At 35.2% G+C, this 21,832-nt stretch carries 18 protein-coding genes; 12 read left to right on the top strand and 6 right to left on the bottom strand.

Annotated features, from left to right (window positions below):
• Positions 1-4: 4 nt before the first annotated feature.
• From GM921_RS05515 to GM921_RS05505, 3 genes are all read left to right on the top strand, one after another.
• On the top strand, positions 5-400 hold the full coding sequence (locus tag GM921_RS05515; protein WP_182921596.1) for a cupin domain-containing protein: 396 nt from the start codon (positions 5-7) through the stop codon (positions 398-400).
• Positions 401-581: 181 nt separating this feature from the next.
• Complete coding sequence (locus GM921_RS05510; protein WP_182921595.1) at positions 582-761, top strand: histone H1; 180 nt, start codon at positions 582-584, stop codon at positions 759-761.
• Positions 762-940: 179 nt separating this feature from the next.
• The gene (locus GM921_RS05505) at positions 941-1,249 is read left to right on the top strand and encodes a hypothetical protein (protein ID WP_182921594.1); all 309 of its coding nucleotides are present in this window, start codon (positions 941-943) and stop codon (positions 1,247-1,249) included.
• A gap of 41 nt (positions 1,250-1,290) precedes the next feature.
• On the opposite strand, the gene GM921_RS05500 is transcribed toward GM921_RS05505, so the two are convergent.
• A complete protein-coding gene (locus GM921_RS05500; RefSeq protein WP_182921593.1) occupies positions 1,291-1,716 on the bottom strand; it encodes a hypothetical protein in 426 nt (141 codons plus the stop codon).
• A 207-nt stretch (positions 1,717-1,923) separates the two neighbouring features.
• Complete coding sequence (locus tag GM921_RS05495; RefSeq protein ID WP_182921592.1) at positions 1,924-2,517, bottom strand: dihydrofolate reductase family protein; 594 nt, start codon at positions 2,515-2,517, stop codon at positions 1,924-1,926.
• Between the two features lie 823 nt (positions 2,518-3,340).
• On the opposite strand from GM921_RS05495, the gene GM921_RS05490 reads away from it, so the two are divergent.
• The 8 genes from GM921_RS05490 (at position 3,341) to GM921_RS05455 (ending at position 15,855) form a co-directional block, all read left to right on the top strand.
• Positions 3,341-6,457, top strand: coding sequence for a SusC/RagA family TonB-linked outer membrane protein (locus GM921_RS05490; RefSeq protein ID WP_182921591.1), 3,117 nt, complete (start codon positions 3,341-3,343; stop codon positions 6,455-6,457).
• Positions 6,458-6,476: 19 nt separating this feature from the next.
• Positions 6,477-8,330, top strand: a complete 1,854-nt coding sequence (locus tag GM921_RS05485; protein ID WP_182921590.1) for a RagB/SusD family nutrient uptake outer membrane protein — start codon at positions 6,477-6,479, stop codon at positions 8,328-8,330.
• A gap of 199 nt (positions 8,331-8,529) precedes the next feature.
• The gene (locus GM921_RS05480; protein ID WP_182921589.1) at positions 8,530-9,216 is read left to right on the top strand and encodes a FadR/GntR family transcriptional regulator; all 687 of its coding nucleotides are present in this window, start codon (positions 8,530-8,532) and stop codon (positions 9,214-9,216) included.
• A gap of 240 nt (positions 9,217-9,456) precedes the next feature.
• Positions 9,457-11,094 carry a sialidase family protein gene (locus tag GM921_RS05475; RefSeq protein WP_182921588.1) on the top strand — a complete coding sequence of 546 codons (1,638 nt, stop codon included), beginning with the start codon at positions 9,457-9,459 and terminating at the stop codon, positions 11,092-11,094.
• 24 nt (positions 11,095-11,118) lie between these two features.
• Positions 11,119-12,039, top strand: coding sequence for a dihydrodipicolinate synthase family protein (locus tag GM921_RS05470; protein WP_182921587.1), 921 nt, complete (start codon positions 11,119-11,121; stop codon positions 12,037-12,039).
• A 27-nt stretch (positions 12,040-12,066) separates the two neighbouring features.
• Positions 12,067-13,179: a Kelch repeat-containing protein gene (locus GM921_RS05465; protein ID WP_182921586.1), complete on the top strand. Its 1,113-nt coding sequence runs from the start codon at positions 12,067-12,069 to the stop codon at positions 13,177-13,179.
• 6 nt (positions 13,180-13,185) lie between these two features.
• Positions 13,186-14,424, top strand: a complete 1,239-nt coding sequence (locus tag GM921_RS05460; RefSeq protein ID WP_182921585.1) for an MFS transporter — start codon at positions 13,186-13,188, stop codon at positions 14,422-14,424.
• 18 nt (positions 14,425-14,442) lie between these two features.
• Complete coding sequence (locus GM921_RS05455; protein ID WP_182921584.1) at positions 14,443-15,855, top strand: sialate O-acetylesterase; 1,413 nt, start codon at positions 14,443-14,445, stop codon at positions 15,853-15,855.
• 32 nt (positions 15,856-15,887) lie between these two features.
• On the opposite strand, the gene GM921_RS05450 is transcribed toward GM921_RS05455, so the two are convergent.
• Both GM921_RS05450 and GM921_RS05445 read right to left on the bottom strand, forming a co-directional pair.
• Positions 15,888-16,574, bottom strand: coding sequence for an NUDIX hydrolase (locus GM921_RS05450; RefSeq protein WP_182921583.1), 687 nt, complete (start codon positions 16,572-16,574; stop codon positions 15,888-15,890).
• A gap of 2 nt (positions 16,575-16,576) precedes the next feature.
• Complete coding sequence (locus GM921_RS05445; RefSeq protein WP_182921582.1) at positions 16,577-17,248, bottom strand: HAD family hydrolase; 672 nt, start codon at positions 17,246-17,248, stop codon at positions 16,577-16,579.
• A gap of 83 nt (positions 17,249-17,331) precedes the next feature.
• On the opposite strand from GM921_RS05445, the gene GM921_RS05440 reads away from it, so the two are divergent.
• Positions 17,332-18,477 carry an aldose epimerase family protein gene (locus GM921_RS05440; RefSeq protein WP_182921581.1) on the top strand — a complete coding sequence of 382 codons (1,146 nt, stop codon included), beginning with the start codon at positions 17,332-17,334 and terminating at the stop codon, positions 18,475-18,477.
• Positions 18,478-18,558: 81 nt separating this feature from the next.
• Here the strand turns inward: GM921_RS05440 and GM921_RS05435 are convergent, their stop codons facing one another.
• Together GM921_RS05435 and araA are read right to left on the bottom strand one after the other, a co-directional pair.
• Positions 18,559-20,259 carry a sodium/sugar symporter gene (locus tag GM921_RS05435; RefSeq protein WP_182921580.1) on the bottom strand — a complete coding sequence of 567 codons (1,701 nt, stop codon included), beginning with the start codon at positions 20,257-20,259 and terminating at the stop codon, positions 18,559-18,561.
• A gap of 74 nt (positions 20,260-20,333) precedes the next feature.
• On the bottom strand, positions 20,334-21,824 hold the full coding sequence (gene araA / locus GM921_RS05430; protein WP_182921579.1) for an L-arabinose isomerase: 1,491 nt from the start codon (positions 21,822-21,824) through the stop codon (positions 20,334-20,336).
• Between the last annotated feature and the right edge of the window lie 8 nt (positions 21,825-21,832).

Genomic DNA, 21,832 nt, shown 5'->3' with positions numbered 1-21,832 from the left:
TAAAATGGAAGAGAAACACAACAATGCTACTCGACAAAGGCCAGATGGCGCTAGGCCTTTAGATGCAGGCATAATTCCAATAAATATTCCGAAATACATTGATCAAATTAAACAGGAAGAAGCCTATGGAAAGAATGGGAAAAATGCAATTACAGTTTTTAAATCTGAGCAGGTAACCATTACTTTAATTGCCTTAAAAGAAGGAGAAACCATCAGGCCTGGAAGCGAAGAAGGGGAAGCGATTATGAGTTTACAGTTAATTGATGGTAGTTTATCGTTCGAAAGTATGGGTAATTCTATTGAATTGAAAAAAGGAGAATTACTAACTTTACATCAGCTATTATCGTTTAAAGCAAAAGCAATTAATGATTGTATTTGCCTTTTAACAATGGTTAAATAGCTATTTGATACTCTTTTTTAAAATATTTTTTAACAGAAACGATAAAGCTAACAAATTGCGATTCAGGTATTTTTAACTGAAAAGTGGCTTAGCATACTCATAAACCAATTATAAATATTTCAACACATACTTGTTTATTGTGTTTAAATGATATATTTGAAATCAAATTAAAACTTAAAAAATGGAAAAATTCTCAAAAGTTAAAGAAGTAATCGCTGCAATTGAAGCAGATGCAGAAAAATTTTATAATGGTGGTAACGCAGCAGCAGGAACTAGAGTACGTAAAGCAATGCAAGACCTTAAAGGTTTAGCACAAGATATTCGTACTGAAGTGACTGAGAAAAAAAACAGCGCTAAATAAGCTTTTGAGCTTAATCATTACAAAGAAAGACCTTGCTACGGCAGGGTCTTTTTTTGTTATCACTAAATTATAATGATGCTATAATTGTATTTTGAGGTTGATAAATCTTTAATTATCGCTAACTAAAATTTTGTACATTTATTACGCATAATGTTTACTAAAATAATCCCTTGTCAAAAATGATTTCAGTAAAAGTAAGCTATACCGTAAAACCGGAATTTGTAGCTCAAAACAAGCAAAACATTAATACGTTTCTGTCAGATTTTAAAAGGTTAGTAGACAAAAAATTTCTATACACCGTTTATCTCCAAGAAGATGGGTTAACCTTTTTACATGTTTCCATGTACGAAAACGAAGAAGTACAGCAAGAAATATTAACAGTTCCTTCTTTTCTTCAGTTTCAAAAGGAACGAGATGAAAGCGGTTTGAATGATACACACAAAGTTGAAATTTTGACTTTGATGGGTTCTTCACTTAGTTTGTTGTAATCTTGTTAAATCAAGTTTTTATAAGCTTAATTTTTTGATCGTTAAAACCAGCTTTTAAGTTTGCCTGTCATTTTATCCTGTTCAGGAGGTTGTTGTGTTTTACCACAAATCAATTCATCAATTCCTTCAGCGATATTGGTAGCTACAAACCCGTGTCTAATCAAGTTGATAATCCAATTGGCACCACACAACCATAAAAAACCAACAATGCCCACCCACCATGGACCGCCATTTGCTAGTATAAAAAGGCCCATAATACTTGATAATATTGCTGTACCGATAAAAAGCTTACCCATATTGATTTGGTAATTTAACCACCAGTTGTTGTCTTTGTTGATTAAAATAAAGCTGCCATTGTCAACGCTTCCGAATAAAGACCCTCTCCAATTAGATGTAGAACCTTTATAAGTTACATGTGTATCTTCGATAGCAACGTTATTTGCTTTATCATCTAATATACTTTTCATTATATATTGCAATATATTCTGGTGGTTATCAAATGTTATTGTTGTTTTTAATTGTCTATTAAAGCTTACAGAGAAAGGAAAAATCATATCTAATAATGCATGAATAAATATAACAGAATATTTTAAACTAAAACAAAATAGCCCAACATATTCTGCAAGGCTATTCGGTTAGAATCTAGCTGATAAACTATTCTTGTTTATTTTTTCTTAAACTTCAACATTACCAGTTTTTACTTCTCCAGCTCGTTTATAATTAGCTAGAATTACTCCCTTTGTTGTAATAGAACTATCTATTAGTGTAAATGCAGCTGGAATAGGGCCATTAGCAAATAAGTTTTTTCCTTTACCAAGTGTTAATGGATGAATTTTTAAACGAAGTTCATCTACTAAATCATTTTTAAGTAATAGCTGAATAAGTTCACTACTACCCCAAACATGAATATCAGCACCATCAGAGTTTTTAAGCTTTTTAATATCAGCTAAGTCCTTAAGAAAAACTGAATTTTTCCAATTTGACTTTTCTCTAGTTGTAGATAGGACATATTTTGTGCCTTCATTTATACTTGGCCAAAAATCTCCATGCGTTGGCCAATAGTTTTCCCAAATATCAAATGTTTTTCTTCCCAAAAGATAATCTGCAGGTTGCAGTTCTTTTTCCATAGCCTTATTATAAGCTTCGTCACCATACGGTGCTGTCCAACCACCATATTTAAAACCACCCGATGTATCTTCTTCTGGTCCACCTGGTCCTTGCATAACTCCATCTAATGTAATCATCGATAAAACAATTATTTTTCTCATGACATTCTCCTCCTGTTATAATTTATGTTGTATTTTTTTTTAATTGGTTTTGTCTGATACAAATCTCGAGAACAAAAGTCACTCTATTACAGTATGAATGCGACAATAAGAGAGGTAGAAATTGACTGTCAATAATTAAAACATTTTAGATTATAGAGCATAAAAGATTTATAATAAACAGGGACTTAATAGGGGGTTAACAGGGACTTTACAGGGACTAAACTCGGATAAATCCCTATATACTCCCTATAAAATCCCTATTAAGTCTTAGTATTCTGCTTGTATTAGTAAGTGTTCTTTAGTATAGATAGCTCAACTCGAGTAATAATAAGTTTAAATCAAAAAGCCTTACAGCAATATAAGACTTTTTGCATTTGTAACTTATAGATTATGTTTCTAATCTTCTGGCATGTAAAAGCCCAATAAAAATCTAATACGTTTCGTTTTTTATGATTTTGACATTTCTAGGAGAGGAGAAAATCATTAAATTTTCTATCAATTTATTGATTTAAATTAATTGAAGACACTTTTTTCTATAACTACAAAAAATATATTTGGAAATATAAAAAATACTTTAGACATTTGATATGTAGTACATAACTATATATAATCAAATATTTTATATAAGTTATTTTGATCTTTAAGAGTTTTCATACTATGTACAAATTGAAGAATAAAAGACGAGAAAGATTTTAAGAACTAAAATCGATTTTATAAAACTGAATACTTTTTGAATGAGTGAAATGGGGGATGTTCCCATGTTTTGTCTCAAAAAATATGTACCACATAAGGGCTAATTAAGATAAACCAATATAAACCAATTATGAACACAAAACTACGTTATGGCCTTAGGGGTATCCTAAGAACGATTTTTTTTATGCTCGCTTTTCTCTTAAGCTCGAGTTTATTTGCTCAGGAACGGATTTTGAAGGTTTCTGGAAAAATTACAGACGAACTTGATGGCCCTGTTATCGGTGCAAATATTAAAATTGCAGGAACAAGATTAGGTGTGGTAAGTGATAATGAAGGAAAATACCAGATTTCTGTAGCCCCAACTGATTCACTCGAATTTTCTTTTGTAGGTTATAAAACTGTAAAACTAGCAGTTAGAAACAGAGTTGATCTAAATGTAAAGCTTGAAGCTGATGCTGGTGGATTAAATGAGGTGAGTATTGTTGGTTATGGTCAACAAAAGAAAATCAGTGTAATTGGAGCTCAATCTACATTAGAAGCAAAAGACCTTAAATTACCTGTTAGAGATATTGCAGGAATGCTAGGAGGTAGAATTTCAGGGATGATTACAACCTCAAGAGGAGGAGGGCCAGGCGAAGATAATTCTGGGTTTTTAGTGCGTGGAGTATCCACATTTGGAACGAGCACACGTACGCCATTAATTATTATAGACGGTGTGCCAGATAGAACATTGAATGATATTGACCCAGAAGATATCCAAACCTTTACTGTGCTAAAAGATGCAGTATCAACAGCAGTTTATGGAACAAGGGGAGCAAATGGTGTAATTATCATCAATACTAAAAAAGGAACTATAGGTAAACCAGCTGTAAATTTCGAACTTAATCAGGGTGTTTCTCAATTTGTACAAGTGCCCGAATTGCTAGATGCACCTACATGGATGACTTTGTACAATGAAGCGCTAACAACTAGGGGCAGGGCAGCTTTGTATACAGATGAGCGCATTAATTTACATAGAACTGGTGCCGATCCAGATTTGTATCCTAATGTAAATTGGTATGATGAAATTTTTAGAAAATCAGGAGTTAGTCAAAGAGCAAACTTAAATATTAGTGGTGGTTCAGATAAATCTACTTATTACATCTCTGCTGGCTATTATCGAGAAACAGGTTTACTTAAGGAAAATCCAGATAGTAAAAATTACGATGTAAGCTCATTTTATAAACGCTATAATTTCACCGCGAATATTGGTGTAAATGTAACCAATACCACTAAACTAGATTTAGGTATTTCATCTATTATTGATCAAAGAAATGGTCCTGCAAGTAGTGAAACAAATGCGTTGAATAATTTATTTGCGCAAGTACTACGTGTTCCACCGCATGTAATTCCTGGGAGATACAGCAATGGGGTTTACACCCAATATCCAGGCGGATTTAGTAGTCCTACTAAAGTTGCATTTAATTTTGGTTCAAAAAACGATTATTCTGCTACCATCCGTCCTAACATTAGAGTTAAACAAGATTTAGGAATTCTTACCAAAGGATTATCAATTTCTGGCTTATTTTCTTTTGATATTTATACGGATGGCTCAACTGGCACTGGCCTTGCAGATCCATCTTATTATGCAACAGAAAGAGATGCAAATGGAAATCTAATCCTTCAAACCACAAGAGATGCAAGCGGAACATACACATTTTCATCAGCTAGAAGTTCTACTAGAAGGATGTACACAGAAGCATCTTTAAACTACGGAAGAACGTTTGGCAAACATGAGGTTGGCGGTCTACTACTTTTCAACCAATCAGAATATATTGATGGCAACGCAGCTACGTTTATTTCCTCAGTTCCTTTTCGCAATCGTGGTATTACAGGTAGAGCAACTTATGGGTATAACAATCGATATTTCGTAGAAGGTAATTTCGGTTATACCGGATCTGAAAACTTTAGCCCTGCAAAACGTTTTGGGTTCTTCCCATCTGTTGGTGTTGGCTATATCGTATCTAACGAGAAATTTTATGATGCCATTAAATCAGTTGTTCCCTATTTTAAGTTGAGATATAGTTATGGTCTTACTGGAAACGGTGGTTTCAGTACTCGATTTTTATACCTCACACAACTGGCTAAAACTACAGCTACTGGCTATCAATTCGGAATTCCTTCTTCTCTTTCACCAGCGTATAGTGGTTATGCAGAATCTCAAATCGCAACAGATCCTTCTTGGGAAACATCTTATAGACATAATTTAGGTATAGAATTGAACTTCTTTAAAAACGATTTGAAATTAGTAACAGAGCTTTTTAGAGAAAAACGCAAAGGAATTTTAAGAGCAGATCAAACTATTCCTGGGCTTTCTGGCTTTGGCGGAGTTAATCCAACGCGTAACATTGGTATCGTGTTAAATAAAGGAATAGATGTAACGCTAACTTATAATAAAAGTTTATCAAATCGTAAATGGATAAATATTACTAGCACGTTTACGTATAACGATAACACCAATTTAGAAGATGGTTTGCCACCGCAAAGGTATCCTTGGATGGAATGGAAAGGTAAGGAAGTGGATGCTAAAACCCTTTACATTGCCGAAGGACTTTTTAAAGATCAGGCAGAAGTGGCTGCATCGGCCTTTCAATCTGGAGATACCAGACCAGGGGATATTAAATACAGCGATTTAAATAAAGATGGAATTATTGATGCAAATGATGTTGCCAGAATAGATGTATCTGGTACACCAAAAATGATGTATGGTATTAACCTAGCTTTTGGAATTAAAGGATTTGATTTTGGTGCATTTATACAAGGTACTGGTAAAGTTTATCTTAATTATGGTATTGGTGATGGAACTAGGCCATTTGCATCTGGACCAATTAGCGGTGGGTTAATGAGTATGGTAGCAGATAGATGGACAGAGAGTAATCCCAACCCAAATGCATTTTACCCAAGATTAAATACCAATCAAGATCCAAACTTAAATTATTTAAACAGTACATGGTGGCTTAAATCTGCAGATTTCATCAGATTAAAGAGTGCAGAAATTGGCTATACGCTCAATCAATCTTTCATAAAAAGATACGGAATAAAAAACGTGAGAGTATTCATTAATGGTACCAACCTCATCACGCTTTCGAAATGGAAATTCTGGGATCCTGAGTTGAATGATACAGGTACAAGTTCAAATAATTACAGTCGAGGAGAGTCTTATCCAAACATAAAAGCCTATAATCTAGGTGCAAGGGTAACATTTTAAACCAAAAAAGATTAAGATCATGAGACATAACATAAAAAAATATACCACTAAAATTATACTGACAACAGTAGTTGCTTTTTCAGTGTTGTTGCCAACTGGGTGTAAAAAGGGCTACTTTGATTCGGCTCCAAAAGATTTACAAACCATAGATATGGTTTTTCAAAGTAAATTAGAAGCAGAAAATTGGCTTTCAGGAGTGTATAATAGATTACCAGATGTTTGGGCAGACGGTAGTGTTACTGCCAGAGGCTTGGCAGAGCTGACCGATGAGTTGGAACTTTCATCACCTTCAATTATAGCAGCGGGAACATTAACCAGTCAGAGTGCAATTAATGTATATACTAATTATTATCAAGCAATTAGGTTGGCCAATATTTTTATGGCCAATATCAACAATAGCAAAACTAATTTGCTTAACGAGCCAAATGGTGTCGAATTAATTCAACAATATACTGGAGAAGCTCGGTTTTTGAGAGCTTATTATTACTGGATGCTCATTAAATTGTACGGACCAGTAGTTCTTGTAGGTGATAGGGTTGCAGATGTGGATGATAATTTTCAATTACCAAGAAATACATGGAGCGAATGTATTAATTATATCCTAACGGAAATGGAAGCGGCAAAAGCTTTAGTTCCTGAGAAACATGTTGTGGCTTCATCTGGAGCAGATGATCTTTCACAAACAGGAAGAATTACCAAGCTTATTGTCGAATCGGTAAAAAGTCAAGTGCTTTTGTATGATGCAAGTCCGTTATTTAATGGTAATGCCGATTTTGCTAATTTCAAGAATACCGATGGTAAACAATTGATGAATCTTACTGCCGATCCTAGCAAGTGGGCTAAGGCTGCAGATGCTGCAAAAATAGCAATAGATCATGCCAATACAATGGGTAAAAAGCTTTATAAAGTAACCAATGCTGATCCGTTTTTAGCTGCCGTAAATTCTGTTAGAGGCTTATATTTAACAGGTTGGAGCGATGAAGGTATTTGGTTAAGAACAGTTACAGCATATGCAGTTTGGGAAGAAGATTCAGCTCCTCGTGCGGCAAATGGCACTAAAACAAATGCTGTTCTTTCATTACCTCAAGAAATGGTTGACAAGTATAGAATGATTAATGGGAAAAACATAGACGAAACAGGAAGTGCATATGTTGAATCTGGTTTTACAGCAACAGCGAAAGCTAACTTCTATGTAGCTGGAACTTCAAATATGTATGTGAATAGAGAACCTAGATTTTATGCCAATGTAACATTTAATGGGTCAACAGTTCCGTTTGTACCTAAAACTGGTTTAACCAGTGTTGAATTTTGGCCTACTGGTAATTCTGGAAATGCAAATGGAAGCCAGACAATGTATCCTAAAACAGGTTATTTGGTACGTAAAAATACCAATGTGAGCAGAAATCTGCAAAGTAATGCAGGTAATGTGGTGCGTCCGGCTATGTATATCCGTTTGGGCGAGCTTTATTTAAATTATGCAGAAGCACTAAATGAATCTAATCCAGGCAATGCAGATATACTAATTTACTTAAATGCTATTCGCACAAGAGCAGGCATCCCAGCATTGGTTGGTGTATTTGATCAAGCTACTATGCGCACATTAATCCAAAGAGAAAGATGTATTGAAATGGCTTATGAAGGGCATCGCTTTTTTGATGTACGTAGATGGAAAATTGCTACAGCTCCAGAAGGTAGACAAGGTGGAGATTTTACAGGAATGAATGTATTTACTGGTACCAGTTTAAATAGCACCGCCTATTATGTGCGCACCAGAACTAGTACTCGTGCTTGGCAAGCTCGCTATAATTTACTTCCATTGCCACAAAGTGAAGTCAATAAAAACTTTAAAATGGTGCAAACCTTTGGCTATTAGAAAATAATTTTCAACTAATTATATATGTTCTTGCCTCATGCTGAAATAAGTTTACACAAATGTAAATTCCATTTTAGAATGAGGTAAAGAGCTTTTAATAGCATGAATTAGGAAGTATTTTTCACTAATGTGAAATAATATTTTACATGTACTACATGTTAATGAAAAAATATCTCAATTTTGAACGATATTAGACTTTATGGATATTAACGACTTAAGTAAAGATTTAGCTCCAATCATTTCCAATACAATGGCCGATGTTGTGGAAGTTAAACTAAGAGAGTATTTAAAGAAAAAATCTTTTAAACCAGGTGATGCACTTCCAAAGGAATTAGAATTAGCAGAAGCTTTGGGCGTAAGTAGAAATGTTTTGAGAGAAGCATTAAGTCGCTTGCGCATGCTTGGTATGATAGAAAGTAAGAAAAAGCGAGGAATGGTACTCGCCAGACCTGATATATTAGGCGCATTTGAACGTGTTTTAGACCCTTTAATTATTGATAAAAATACGCTACAAGATATTTTTGAGCTGAGATTAGTTTTAGAAATGGGACTAGCAGAATTGTTATATATCAACAAAACCAATAAAGACATTGCAGAATTAGAAAGCATTGCCAAAAAAGAAGTTAATAACGATAACTCTTTCCGCATTAAAAATGAAATTGCTTTCCATGGCAAATTATATGAAATGTCTGGCAATGATACTCTCAAAAGATTTCAGATTATGTTGCTGCCTATCTTTGATTACGTAGTTACTTTAGAAAAAAAACCAACCCGTGGATTGGTTGATCATTTAGGATTGGTAGAAATTTTAAAGAACGGAACAGTAGAAGATTTTAAAAAAGGAATGCAAGCACATTTACAACCACACTTTGATCGGTTGAAATAACCTCTTTAATTATAATTAAAAAGAACCTGTAAGCATTGTTTATGGGCTTTTTTGTTAAACATTTCTATGATAACTCAAATTGTATTTGGATTTATAAAAAATACTTCTCACATTTGATATGTACTACATAAAGACTAAATATTAATTGTTATGAACAAAAAAATCAATATCACTTCTGGTTATATTTTGTCTGCTAATGTTTTAATCTGTGGTAATAATTTCAGGTTTTAAATAAATACGATGAACAAAAGACTCAACTATATATTTGCTTTATGTCTGGCACTGCTATTTGTTAAAGCAAATGCACAAGAGAAAATAACCCAGCAAAAATATCAACTGCCTTTATTAATAGGAAAGGACCTTAACCCTGTATTGCGCTTAACCATTAACGCAACAACAGAAAGTATTTTAAATGGCTTGACTATCAATATCCCTGCTAATGTAACAGATATAGAAAATGTCCAACTGTTTACTTTAGATCAAGATTCAACTTTAATAACAGATGCAAAATTGCAAAAAGCAGTTGTTTTTGCTAAAGCAGATGGCATAAAATCAAAAGAACTTCAACTAAAAGGAAATTTAAAACTAAAAGTAGGTCAGAATTACTTTTGGTTAACCCTTAAACTTAAATCGAATGCAGATTTACAACATAGCTTAAATCTCACCATAAGTTCTGTAGTACTAAACAGCAAAAAACACAAAGTTGATGAACCTCGACAATCAATTAATCAAAATGTAGCGATAGCATTACGTCAACACAATCAAGAAAATGTTCATACACATCGCATTCCAGGTTTAGCAACCGCAAAAGATGGTAGTTTATTAGCTACGTATGATGCTCGAAGAACAAAAGGAGGTGATTTGCAAGGAGATATTGATATTGGTTTATCAAGAAGTATTGATAAAGGAAAAACATGGTTGCCAATGCAAGTGGTATTAGATATGGGAGAGTGGGGCGGATTACTTCAAAAATTTAACGGCGTATCAGATGCTTGTATTTTGGTAGATAAAAACTCTGGAGATATTTATGTTGCAGGTTTATGGATGTACGGTGTTTTAGATAAAGATGGTAAATGGATTGAGGGATTAAATGAGCAAAGTACCGATTGGAATCATCAGTGGAGAGATAAAGGTTCTCAACCAGGTTTTGATGTAAAACAAACCGCACAATTTCTAATTGTAAAAAGTACAGATAACGGTAAAACTTGGGGTAAACCAGTTAACCTTACCAAAATGTGTAAAAAAGAGGAGTGGTGGTTATGGGCACCAGCGCCAGGAGCAGGCATTACCCTTAAAGATGGAACTCTGGTTTTTCCAACACAAGGCAGAAATGCAAAAGGTAAAGCTTTTTCTAACATCACATATAGTAAAGACCACGGACAAACTTGGCAAACTAGCGTAGCCGCAACCGAAGAATCTACTACAGAAAATATGGCGGTCGAACTTTCTGATGGTACAATCATGTTAAATATGCGCTCCAACGCCAATCGTACAGATACAAGCAACCACAATGGAAGAGCCATTGCAGTTACTACAAATTTGGGCAACAGTTGGACAATTCACCCAACTTCGCATAACGCCTTGCAAGAACCAACCTGTATGGCGAGCATCATTAGGCATGATTATACTCAAAATGGAGCGAAAAAATCACTCTTGGTATTCTGTAATCCAGATTCAAAAACCGCTAGAAATTACATCTCCATTAAAACAAGTACTGATGATGGAAAAACCTGGCAAAAGAAAATATTATTAGACGAATGGAAAGGCAGAGGATACTCTTGTTTAACCAGCATAGACGAAGATACCATTGGGGTATTGTATGAAAGCAGTCAAGCAGATTTGGTTTTTCAGGCAATTAAAATAAAAGATCTGCTTTAATTAATTAGTATTTAGATAAAAGAAATGAACAAAATAACAGGCTTAATAGCCGCAACATTTGCAGCATACAATGAAGATGGTAGCATCAATTTAGCACTTATCCCAACTATCGTAGATAAAATGGTTAACGACGGCTTAGCTGGAGTTTTTATTTGTGGCACCAACGGCGAAGGACCCAATTTAACAATAGAAGAAAGGATGCTAATTGCCGAAGCATATGTAAAAGCAGCCAACAAACGTATTTTGGTATTGGTGCATGTAGGGCATAGCTCTATTGCAGAATGTAGAAAACTGGCAAGTCATGCAGAAAGAATTGGGGCAGATGCTATTTCTTCAGTAGCTGCATTTTACTTCAAACCATCTTCAGTTCAGAATTTGGTAAATAGCATGGCAGAAATAGCTTCGGCAGCGCCAAATACACCGTTTTACTATTATAATATTCCAACACTTACAGGCGTAGCAATGGATATGATTGATTTCTTAGAACAAGCAGAAAATGTAATACCAAATCTAGCTGGAATAAAGTATACTGCTTCAACCTTGCAAGAATATCAAGCATGCTTAAACTATAAAAACGGCAAGTTCGATATCTTATTTGGTTATGATGAAATGTTATTACCAGCCCTCGCAGTAGGTGCAAAAGGAGCAATTGGCAGTACCTATACTTTTGCAGCACCATTATATCTTAAGGTAATACAATTGTATCAAGAAGGTAAAAGTGAAGAAGCAGCAGCAATGCAAATGCATGCAGTTAGCATGGTCCGTTGTTTAGTTAAATATCCATCAATACCTGCTCAAAGAGCAATTATGAAAATGAAAGGTTTTGAATTGGGTAAGTGCAGATTACCATTAGTTCCGCTTAGTCAACAAGATGAAACTAATTTTAAAGCCGCTTTAGAAGCCATAGATTTCTTTAATGTAGTGAATAGTGTTGTCGCTGTATAAAATTGAGATGATGAAAATTAGATAATAATGCACAAATCAATCCTCCTATTTCTACTACTATTTATGTTTACAACGTTAAATAAAAGCGTGGTACAAGCGCAAGAGACTGCTCAATTCAAATGGAGTAAATTATCACCTATTCCAAATAAAATTGGTTTTGCTGGTTCATTTGCTGGCGTAGCCAATGGCGCTTTAATTGTAGCTGGCGGGGCAAATTTCCCAGATGGTGGAGCACCATGGACAGGATCTGTAAAAGCATGGTCTAATCAGATTTTCGTTTTAGAACAACTGAATGCACAATGGAAAACAGTAGGTGAATTACCACAAGCGTTAGGTTATGGTGCATCTATAAATTATAAAAATGCATTAATAATTTTAGGTGGGAGCAACGAAAAAGGACATTATGCCGATGTGTTAATGTTAAACTACAAAAATGGAGCAATCGAAATTAGTAAACTTCCCAATCTACCACACCCAATTGCTAATACGTGTGCAGTGTTGCTGGGCGATGTAATTTATGTAATTGGAGGTATTGAAAATCCAGATTCTAAAACAGCAAGTCAAAACTTTTGGTCATTAGATTTAGCTGCAAAAAACAAAGAATGGAAAACGTTACAAACATGGCCAGGCGTAGCAAGAATGCTAAGTGTGGCTGGTGCTCAAAATGGATCAATCTATCTTTTTAGTGGAGTAGAATTAATAAATGGTAACAGACGATATTTAAAAGATGCGTATCAGTATTCGCCCAAAACAGGGTGGGCAAAAATAGCAGACCTGCCAAATGCAGTAGCAGCAGCGCCAACACCAGCCTATGCCTATGGTAAAAATCATTTAATGGTCTTTGGTGGCGATGATGGAACAGATGCACCAAATGCAGCAACCTTAAAAGAACAACACCCAGGCTTTTCCAACCAAATTTTAAGCTACCATACCTCAACCAACTCCTGGGTAAAAGCTGGAAAAGTAATCACTGAAAAGAAAAACGACGCAATCAGTAATCCAAACCAAAGCACATGGGCGCCAGTAACTACTACATTAACAGTATGGCACGGTAATGTTATTTTGCCAAGTGGCGAAGTCAGACCAGCAACCCGTACCCCAAATGTGTTAATGGCAACACCTCACCAATCCATAAAATAACCGTAAATGAACAACACAAAAACTATAGTTTCTCGCTATTCATGGATTGTTGTAGCCATGTTATGGGTAGTTGCTTTTTTAAATTACTTAGATCGCATTCTAATTACCTCTATGCGAGATCCTATTGTAGCAGATTTTTCCCTAACAGATGCGCAATTCGGATTACTTACCGCAGTTTTTCTTTGGTCTTACGGTACTTTTAGCCCATTTGGCGGTTTTATTGCCGATAAATACAGCAGAAAAAAAGTAATTGTATTTAGTGTAATGGTTTGGTCCGTTGTTACCTTATGGACAGGCTATGCCAGTTCTTTTAATGAGCTATTGTTCACTCGTTTTTTAATGGGTATTAGCGAAGCTTGTTATATACCAGCAGCACTAGCATTAATTACAGATTATCACAAAGGCCGCACTCGTTCTTTAGCTACAGGTTTACACATGAGTGGTTTATATGCAGGTTTAGCTTTAGGTGGTCTTGGTGGTTATATTGCAACCGCTTGGGGTTGGCGATTGGGTTTTCATGTATTTGGCGTATTCGGTATTCTCTATTCATTTATATTAGTATACGTATTAAAAGATTATAAAGCCACAAGCACAGATACTGAGGCCGAAATACAAGAAACCACAAGCGAAAACATAACCGCAATAGGTGCCTTAAAAGTTTTATTTCGCGAAACCTCATTCTATATCATTCTATTTTATTTTGCAGTATTAGGAATGGTAAATTGGCTAGTATACGGCTGGTTACCCACATTCTTAAAAGATCATTTTAAATTAGATTTGGGTGCAGCAGGTTTTTCTGCAACAGGCTATATTCAAATAGGCTCATTTATAGGTGTAATTGCTGGGGGAATTTTAGCCGACCGCTGGACACGTAAAAACCCAAAAGGTCGCTTATATATGTTAATCATTGGATTTACACTAGGTGCACCATTCCTTTTTTTAATGGCATCAACCAATGTTTTCGCAATAGCAGTCATCGCCATGCTAGTATTTGGTTTGGCCAGAGGATTTAACGACTCTAACCTTATGCCAATATTGCGTCAGGTAGCAGATAGTAGATACATTGCAACAGGATACGGATTACTTAATTTTTTAAGTACAATTGTAGGCGGATTAATGGTCTACGTAGGTGGTGCACTTAAAGATGCAAAAGTAGATCTTGCCATTGTGTATCAAGTTGCTGCAGTAATAATGTTAATTGCAACTTGGTCTTTATTTGCAGTAAAAATTAAAAGTAAAACTTAAAAATAACAACTATAAATCATGAAAAGATATCTTACAGTAGTATCCCTATTACTACTTTGTGGTATACAAAGTATAAAAGCCAATGTAGTTTTACCTGCCATTTTTGGAAACGGAATGGTATTACAACAAAAAGAAAATGTTAAGGTTTGGGGTAAAGCAAAACTCAATGCAAATGTACTTATTACCACATCGTGGAATAATAAAACCTATACCGTAAAAACAAATGCCAGCGGAAACTGGAAAACAACAATAGCTACCCCAACTGCCGGTGGTCCATATTCAATTACTTTTAATGATGGAAATAAAATCACCTTATCAGATATATTAATAGGCGAAGTTTGGTTATGCTCAGGGCAATCTAATATGGAAATGCCCATCAAAGGTTTTGGTAATCAACCTATATTAAACTCAAATGATATCCTGCTAGATGCAGAAGAACCAGGAGTGAGATTATTTAGAATAGAAAAAAACATGAGCAGAACGCCAGTAGCAGACGTAACCAACAAATGGGAGCACGCTAATGCCGTAACTGTAAAAGAATTTAGTGCAATAGGTTACCAATTTGCACGCATGCTACAACAAAAGTTAAAAGTCCCTGTCGGGATTATCCAATCTGCCTATGGTGGTACAGATATAGAAGCATGGATGACCAAAAATAGCTTAACAGGATTTACAGATTTTAAAACACCTGCCGATTCTGCTAAAGTAATTAAAAATGACCCAGCTGTATTGTTTAACGCTATGATTATCCCAATTATCGGTTACAACATTAAAGGAGTACTATGGTATCAAGGCGAAAATAATCGTATGAATCCATTAACATATGCTCAAAAAATGGCTGCAATGGTAAAAGAATGGCGAACACAATGGGCAACCAACCAATGGCCATTTTATTACGTGCAAATAGCACCAAACGTATATAACGATCATAAAGAAGAGATCCCTTTGTTATACGAAGCACAAGCACAAGCAATGACACTTATACCAAACTCTGGCATGGTAGTAAGTGTAGATGCAGGTAGTCAAACTACCATACACCCACCAAATAAAACCATTATAAGTAAACGTTTAGCATATTGGGCTTTAGCAAAAACCTATGGCAAAGAAGGCATAGCTTATATGGGCCCAGTTTATAAATCACTTAAAATAACAGATGATAAAGTAATACTAAGTTTTGATCAAATTCCCACTGGTTTAACAGCATTCGATCAAAAACTCAAATCATTTGAAATTGCTGGAGAGGATAAGGTTTTTTATCCAGCTGATGCAGCAATATCTGGCAAAACAGTAGTGGTAAAAAGCGAAAGTGTTAAAAAACCCGTTGCAGTTCGCTATGCTTTTAAAGATAATGCCGTTGGTAATTTGTACAATGTAGAGGGCTTACCATCAGCACCATTTAGAACAGATAATTGGGATAATACAAAACCTTAATTCTTTTTGGTATTTTTTGATGGGTGAAAGCTCTATTTAGGAATAAAATTCAAAAACGATTGAAACTGAGAACGATGCTTCAATTTATCTAATTTAAAGTAAAAGGCTCCTCGTCTGGAGCTTGATTTATCTTTTTCGCTCTGCTTTATTAACATCCCACTTGATGTGATTTTGCGAATGAAATTTCGATTGTCTATAGGCGAATCATACACTTGTTCGTATAATGCCTGTAGCTGCGGAATGGTGAATTTTTTGGGTAATAATTCAAACAATATAGGGTGGAGGGCTGCCTGGTAACGAATTTTGTCTAAAGCAGCTTTAACCATTTGGCTATGATCGAAAATTAATTCCGGTACTTCTTTCAGCTTAAACCATTCTGCATGATAAAGGTTATTAATTTGCTTACTATATTTTTTAATGTCGATTAACGCAAAATAAGCAATAGAAATAGTCCTCTCTATTGGATCTCGATTTGGATCGCCATAGGCTAGTAATTGTTCGAGATAAACATCGTGTAAACCAGTAAGTGATAAGAGTATTCTTTTAGCGGCACCGTCTAAATCTTCATCAGCACCCACAAAGCCACCCATTAAACTCCATTGGTCGCTAACAGGTTCAATTGGTCTTTTAATGATTAATAATTTCAAATCTTCACCATCGTAACCGAAAATAATACAATCTACAGCTACTAGGAGTGGTTTTTGATTAAGGTATTTCATGCTTAAAACAAATGTGTTAAAATAGGGTCTTTATAATCTGCAATATATCCTAAAATATTGTCGAAATTATCAAATTCTTCTCTATTATGCGTAGTGGTAAGTACAAAACATTTCATTCCCGCTCTACTTGCAGATTCAACACCTTTAGGTACATCCTCAAAAACAATGCATTCTTCAGGCTTGATGCCTAATGCAATTGCAGCATTTATAAATGTCTCGGGATCTGGCTTACTTAGCTTTACATCGTGAGCACTAACAATCGTATCAAAAAACGGCCTAATCTGAAGTCCATCAAGTACAAAATCGATATTAAAAGGAATAGCAGCCGACCCAATTGCCATTTTTATCCCAGTATCTTTGGCTTTTGCTAAAAATTGATGCAATCCATTCATTAATGCTAAGGTGGGAAGATAGGTTTTTTGATATCTTCTTTCTTTTTCTATCGAAATATTTTCAACCTCCGTTGGAGTAAAGTGATTTTCTCCAAAGAGACGAACTAATAACTCCTCATTTTTTCCGTACATTTCTTTTTTAACATCGGCATAAGAAATGTTTAACCCCAGTTTTTCAGTGATAATCGAATGCCAAGCATCAGCATGGTATTTCATATCATTAATCATGGTTCCATTTAAATCAAATAGAAAAGCTTTTGGTTTAAAATCTGTATTTTGCATATCAAGGACTAAAATATAAATTATAATCGTTAATGTAACGTTAATTTATATTTCTTACATTAGCTTTAATCAAAATAAATCTCATGAAACACCCACTTTTAAAATCAATTTTATTTCCCGTTATCGGTTTCGCTGTAATCTTATCTTCATGCAATTCTAATACCTCAACTTCTGGTCAAGATGGTGCAAAAAGCGATTCAAATTTTACAACTACCATTGATGGAAAAGCTTTACAGCTGTATACCTTAAAAAACAAGAATGGGGTATCAGTTTCAATTACCAATTATGGCGGCCGAGTGGTTTCTATTCTAGTTCCAAATAAGGACAATAAAATGGTTGATATTGCCTTAGGTTATGATAGTTTAAAGTCATATTACAAAGAAGGAGAACCATTTTTCGGTGCATTAATTGGTCGTTATGGCAATAGAATTGGAAAAGGCAAATTTACTTTAGAAGGAAAAGAATATCAACTGCAAATAAATAATGGTCCAAATAGCTTGCATGGGGGTAAAGACGGTTTTTTCTCTAAAGTTTGGGACGCCAAACAAGACGGACAAAAACTGGAGTTAAATTATTTATCGAAAGATGGAGAGGCAGGATATCCTGGAAACTTAACTGTTAAAGTGATTTATACATTAACTGATGATAATGCACTTAAAATCGATTATACCGCAACAACGGATAAGACTACGGTTGTAAATTTAACCAATCATACCTATTTTAACTTAAGCGGTGAAGGTAGTCCAACAATTTTAGATCACGAATTGATGATTGCAGCTGATATCTACACGCCAGTAGATTCAACACTTATTCCCACTGGAAAATTACAGCCAGTTAAAAGCACTCCATTCGATTTTACTACGCCTAAAGTAATCGGAAAAGAAATTGAAAATGTTGATGAACAATTGAAATTCGGAAAAGGTTATGATCATAATTTCGCATTGGTTAAAAACGATGGAAAGACAGCTGTAGCTAGAGTTAAAAGCCCTGTTTCGGGTGTTATAATGGAAATATACACAACCGAACCTGGTCTTCAATTTTATAGCGGTAACTTTATGACGGGGGTTGATAAAGATGGAAAAGGTGGTAAATCTTATCCGCATCGTTCGGCGTTTTGCTTAGAAACGCAACATTTTCCTGATGCTCCTAATCATGCTAATTTTGCGTCAACGGTTTTAAAACCTGGGCAAACTTATACTACAAGTACAACGTATAAATTTTTAAAGTAATTTTTGAGTATAATATATATCGTCATCGAATGAGTATAAGTATGTTACAAATACTCATCCGATGACGATAATTTAATTCTGCTACCAGAATTTCACATAGATCATTGCTAAAATCATCAAGGTAACTACAATTAGTACCAAAGTTGATGGCTCTATTTTAAACATTTTTCTATCGATTTCGAATGCTTTAGGATTAACTTTTGGTCCAGCTAAGCTTAACACAATCATCACCAACATGGTAAATGCAAACGATAATCCCATACAAATTAGGAATGGAATTTCGAATCCGCCTTTGCCGTTAGGATAGGCAGTATATAAGAAGGTTTCGTTACCAAACCAACCTGGCGCATAATTATTGAAGATTACAGATAAGCCAAATCCAGTTAATAAACCTGCAATAGCTGCAGTCCCAGTAGTACGTTTCCAGAACATCCCTAAAATAAACATGGCAAATACACCCGGACTAATAAAGCCTGTATATTTTTGGATGAAAGTGAAACCACCTTCGCCACCAATGCCTAGCAAATCATTCCATGTTAATAGAATAGATAAAACGATAGCCAGTAAAATGGTAATACGACCAACGGTTACTAATTTCTTGTCTTCAGCATTTTTATTGATATACTTTTTGTAAATATCCAAGGTGAAAATGGTTGAAATACTATTTGCTTTACCCGCTAAAGAAGCTACAATAGCTGCAGTTAAAGCTGCTACAGATAGTCCCTTTAATCCAGTAGGTAAAAAACCTAAAATAGCAGAGTAGGCATTATCAGAATTAAAATGACCACCTGGTGCCATTTCTGCTTGAAGTGCGCCATTTTTATGCAATACATAGGCTGCAATACCTGGAAGCATTACGATAATTGGCATTCCTAATTTTAAGAAACCAGCAAATAATATGCCTGTTCGGGCTGTCTTTAAATCGGCCCCTAAAGCACGTTGGGTAATGTATTGGTTACAGCCCCAATAGTTTAGGTTCACAATCCATTGACCAGCAAAATACATGGCAATACCTGGTAACATTAAGTATTTATTGATATCAGCTTGAGTGCTACCTGGACCTGGTTTATCCAAAATCATGTGAAAGTGATCTGGTGCATCTTTCATCATCATTTTTAAACCTGCAATTGCGTCTTTACCTAATCCAAAATGCTCACTTACAAGTGTTAAGGCAATATAAGTAGTAGCCAAACCACCAATTATGAGTACAACAACTTGAATTACATCCGTAAAGCCAATTACTTTCATCCCACCAAGGGTAATTATGAGTGCAAAAACAGCGAGACCAATCATCACTACTCCAAAATAATCGGGACTAATCATGCTACTTATAGCAATTGCTCCAAGGTATAGGATAGAGGTTAGGTTAACGAAAATGTATAAAAATAACCAAAATATAGCCATAATTAAACTCACCGTTTCGTTGTAACGAGTTTGCAAAAATTGCGGCATGGTAAAGATTTTATTCTTTAGGTAAATTGGTATAAACCACACTGCTACAATGATTAATGCGATTGCTGCTACCCATTCATAAGCCGCTACAGCAATACCTACAACAAACCCATTTCCGCTCATCCCAATAAATTGTTCAGCCGAAATGTTTGAGGCGATTAATGAGGCACCAATGGCCCACCAGGTTAAAGATCCTTCGGCCAAGAAAAAATCATGGCTTCCTGAAACTTCTTTATTTTTTTTGCGACTGTAAATCCAGTAGCCATATCCTGAAATGAGGATAAAATAAAAGACAAAAACGGCAATATCTACCGCAGAGAAATTGTTCATAATACTAGTTTTATTTGGTTTTTAATGGTTGTTCTTTATTCTATTTGAGAGTAAAGAACAACCTTGGTTAGGGTTTATTTATAATAGACTTCGTTCCATTGAAGTTCGTTTCTAAATTGATTTATTTTGGTATCTGCGCCAATATTTATGTATTCAAGTGCAGCAATATTTGCGAAATCTAATAAATGTTGTGTACTTAAGTTCTGACTATAAGCAGTATGATGTGCTCCACCTGCATAAATCCAAGCAGCACAGCCTGTTTTCATATCTGGTAGCGGTTTCCATAATACTCTGGCAACTGGTAAGTTAGGTAGGTCATTTTCTACTTCAACAGCTTTTACCTCATTAACGAGCAAACGAAAACGATTTCCCATATCAATTAATGAAGCGTTTAGCGCATCGCCTCCGGCAACATTAAATACCAAACGAGCAGGATCGGCTTTTCCGCCAATTCCTAAAGGATGAACTTCTAAATTTGCTTTTCCTTTAGCTAATGAAGCATCAATTTCTAGCATATGTGAGCCTAAAACCATTGAGTTTGTTGGGTCAAAATGATAGGTATAGTCTTCCATAAAAGCATTACCACCTGGTAAACCTGCACCCATTACTTTACAAGCACGAACTAAAGCAGCTGTTTTCCAATCGCCTTCACCTGCAAAACCATAACCATCGGCCATTAAGCGTTGTGCAGCAATACCTGGCAATTGAACCATGCCGTGTAAATCTTCAAACGTATCTGAAAAGCCTTTAAAACCGCCATCTACTAAGAATTTACGTAAACCGATTTCAATTTTCGCGGCCTCGAATACTGAAGAATGTCTTGCACCACCAACTCTTAAATCGGTTGTCATTTGGTAGCTATCTTCGTATTCGGTAAGTAATTCCTTTATTGATTGCTCACTACTACTGTTTATGATTTCTACTAAATCGCCAATGCCATAGGTGTTTACAGAGAAACCGAATTTTAGTTCAGCTTCAACTTTATCACCATCTGTTACGGCAACATAACGCATATTATCACCAAAACGGGCAAATTTAGCACCTTGCCAATCGTTCCAACCTGCAGCAGCTCTACACCATATATCAATTTCACTCACAACTTCTTGATCCTGCCAATGTCCAACTACCACTTTGCGATCTTTACGCATTCGCGAAACCATAAAACCAAATTCACGATCACCATGTGCACTTTGGTTTAGGTTCATAAAATCCATATCAATTGAATCCCATGGAATATCACGGTTAAATTGTGTGTGTAAATGCAATAATGGTTTTTGAAGAATATTTAAGCCTCTAATCCACATTTTTGCAGGAGAGAAGGTATGCATCCATGTAATTACACCAATACAGTTTTCGGTAACATTTGCTTGCTGTAAAGTTTCAAAAATCTCTTCAGGTGTTTTAACAATAGGTTTATAAACTACACGTACTGATATTTTGCTTTGTTGATTTAGCGAATCTGCAACTTGTTGTGCGTGATTTGCAACTTGCTTTAAGGTTTCTTCACCATACAAATGTTGTGTACCGGTAATGAACCAAACTTCGAATTTTTTTAAATCTATCATTTTATATT

Source organism: Pedobacter planticolens (genome assembly GCF_014172375.1).
GTDB classification, from domain to species: Bacteria; Bacteroidota; Bacteroidia; order Sphingobacteriales; family Sphingobacteriaceae; genus Pedobacter; species Pedobacter planticolens.
This window is presented reverse-complemented; position numbering and strand designations above follow the sequence as displayed.

Coding starts and splice junctions, on each gene's coding strand:
- GM921_RS05515 (WP_182921596.1), top strand. CDS start 5: ATGGAAGAGAAACACAACAATGCTACTCGACAAAGGCCAGATGGCGCT.
- GM921_RS05510 (WP_182921595.1), top strand. CDS start 582: ATGGAAAAATTCTCAAAAGTTAAAGAAGTAATCGCTGCAATTGAAGCA.
- GM921_RS05505 (WP_182921594.1), top strand. CDS start 941: ATGATTTCAGTAAAAGTAAGCTATACCGTAAAACCGGAATTTGTAGCT.
- GM921_RS05500 (WP_182921593.1), bottom strand. CDS start 1,716: ATGAAAAGTATATTAGATGATAAAGCAAATAACGTTGCTATCGAAGAT.
- GM921_RS05495 (WP_182921592.1), bottom strand. CDS start 2,517: ATGAGAAAAATAATTGTTTTATCGATGATTACATTAGATGGAGTTATG.
- GM921_RS05490 (WP_182921591.1), top strand. CDS start 3,341: ATGAACACAAAACTACGTTATGGCCTTAGGGGTATCCTAAGAACGATT.
- GM921_RS05485 (WP_182921590.1), top strand. CDS start 6,477: ATGAGACATAACATAAAAAAATATACCACTAAAATTATACTGACAACA.
- GM921_RS05480 (WP_182921589.1), top strand. CDS start 8,530: ATGGATATTAACGACTTAAGTAAAGATTTAGCTCCAATCATTTCCAAT.
- GM921_RS05475 (WP_182921588.1), top strand. CDS start 9,457: ATGAACAAAAGACTCAACTATATATTTGCTTTATGTCTGGCACTGCTA.
- GM921_RS05470 (WP_182921587.1), top strand. CDS start 11,119: ATGAACAAAATAACAGGCTTAATAGCCGCAACATTTGCAGCATACAAT.
- GM921_RS05465 (WP_182921586.1), top strand. CDS start 12,067: ATGCACAAATCAATCCTCCTATTTCTACTACTATTTATGTTTACAACG.
- GM921_RS05460 (WP_182921585.1), top strand. CDS start 13,186: ATGAACAACACAAAAACTATAGTTTCTCGCTATTCATGGATTGTTGTA.
- GM921_RS05455 (WP_182921584.1), top strand. CDS start 14,443: ATGAAAAGATATCTTACAGTAGTATCCCTATTACTACTTTGTGGTATA.
- GM921_RS05450 (WP_182921583.1), bottom strand. CDS start 16,574: ATGAAATACCTTAATCAAAAACCACTCCTAGTAGCTGTAGATTGTATT.
- GM921_RS05445 (WP_182921582.1), bottom strand. CDS start 17,248: ATGCAAAATACAGATTTTAAACCAAAAGCTTTTCTATTTGATTTAAAT.
- GM921_RS05440 (WP_182921581.1), top strand. CDS start 17,332: ATGAAACACCCACTTTTAAAATCAATTTTATTTCCCGTTATCGGTTTC.
- GM921_RS05435 (WP_182921580.1), bottom strand. CDS start 20,259: ATGAACAATTTCTCTGCGGTAGATATTGCCGTTTTTGTCTTTTATTTT.
- araA (WP_182921579.1), bottom strand. CDS start 21,824: ATGATAGATTTAAAAAAATTCGAAGTTTGGTTCATTACCGGTACACAA.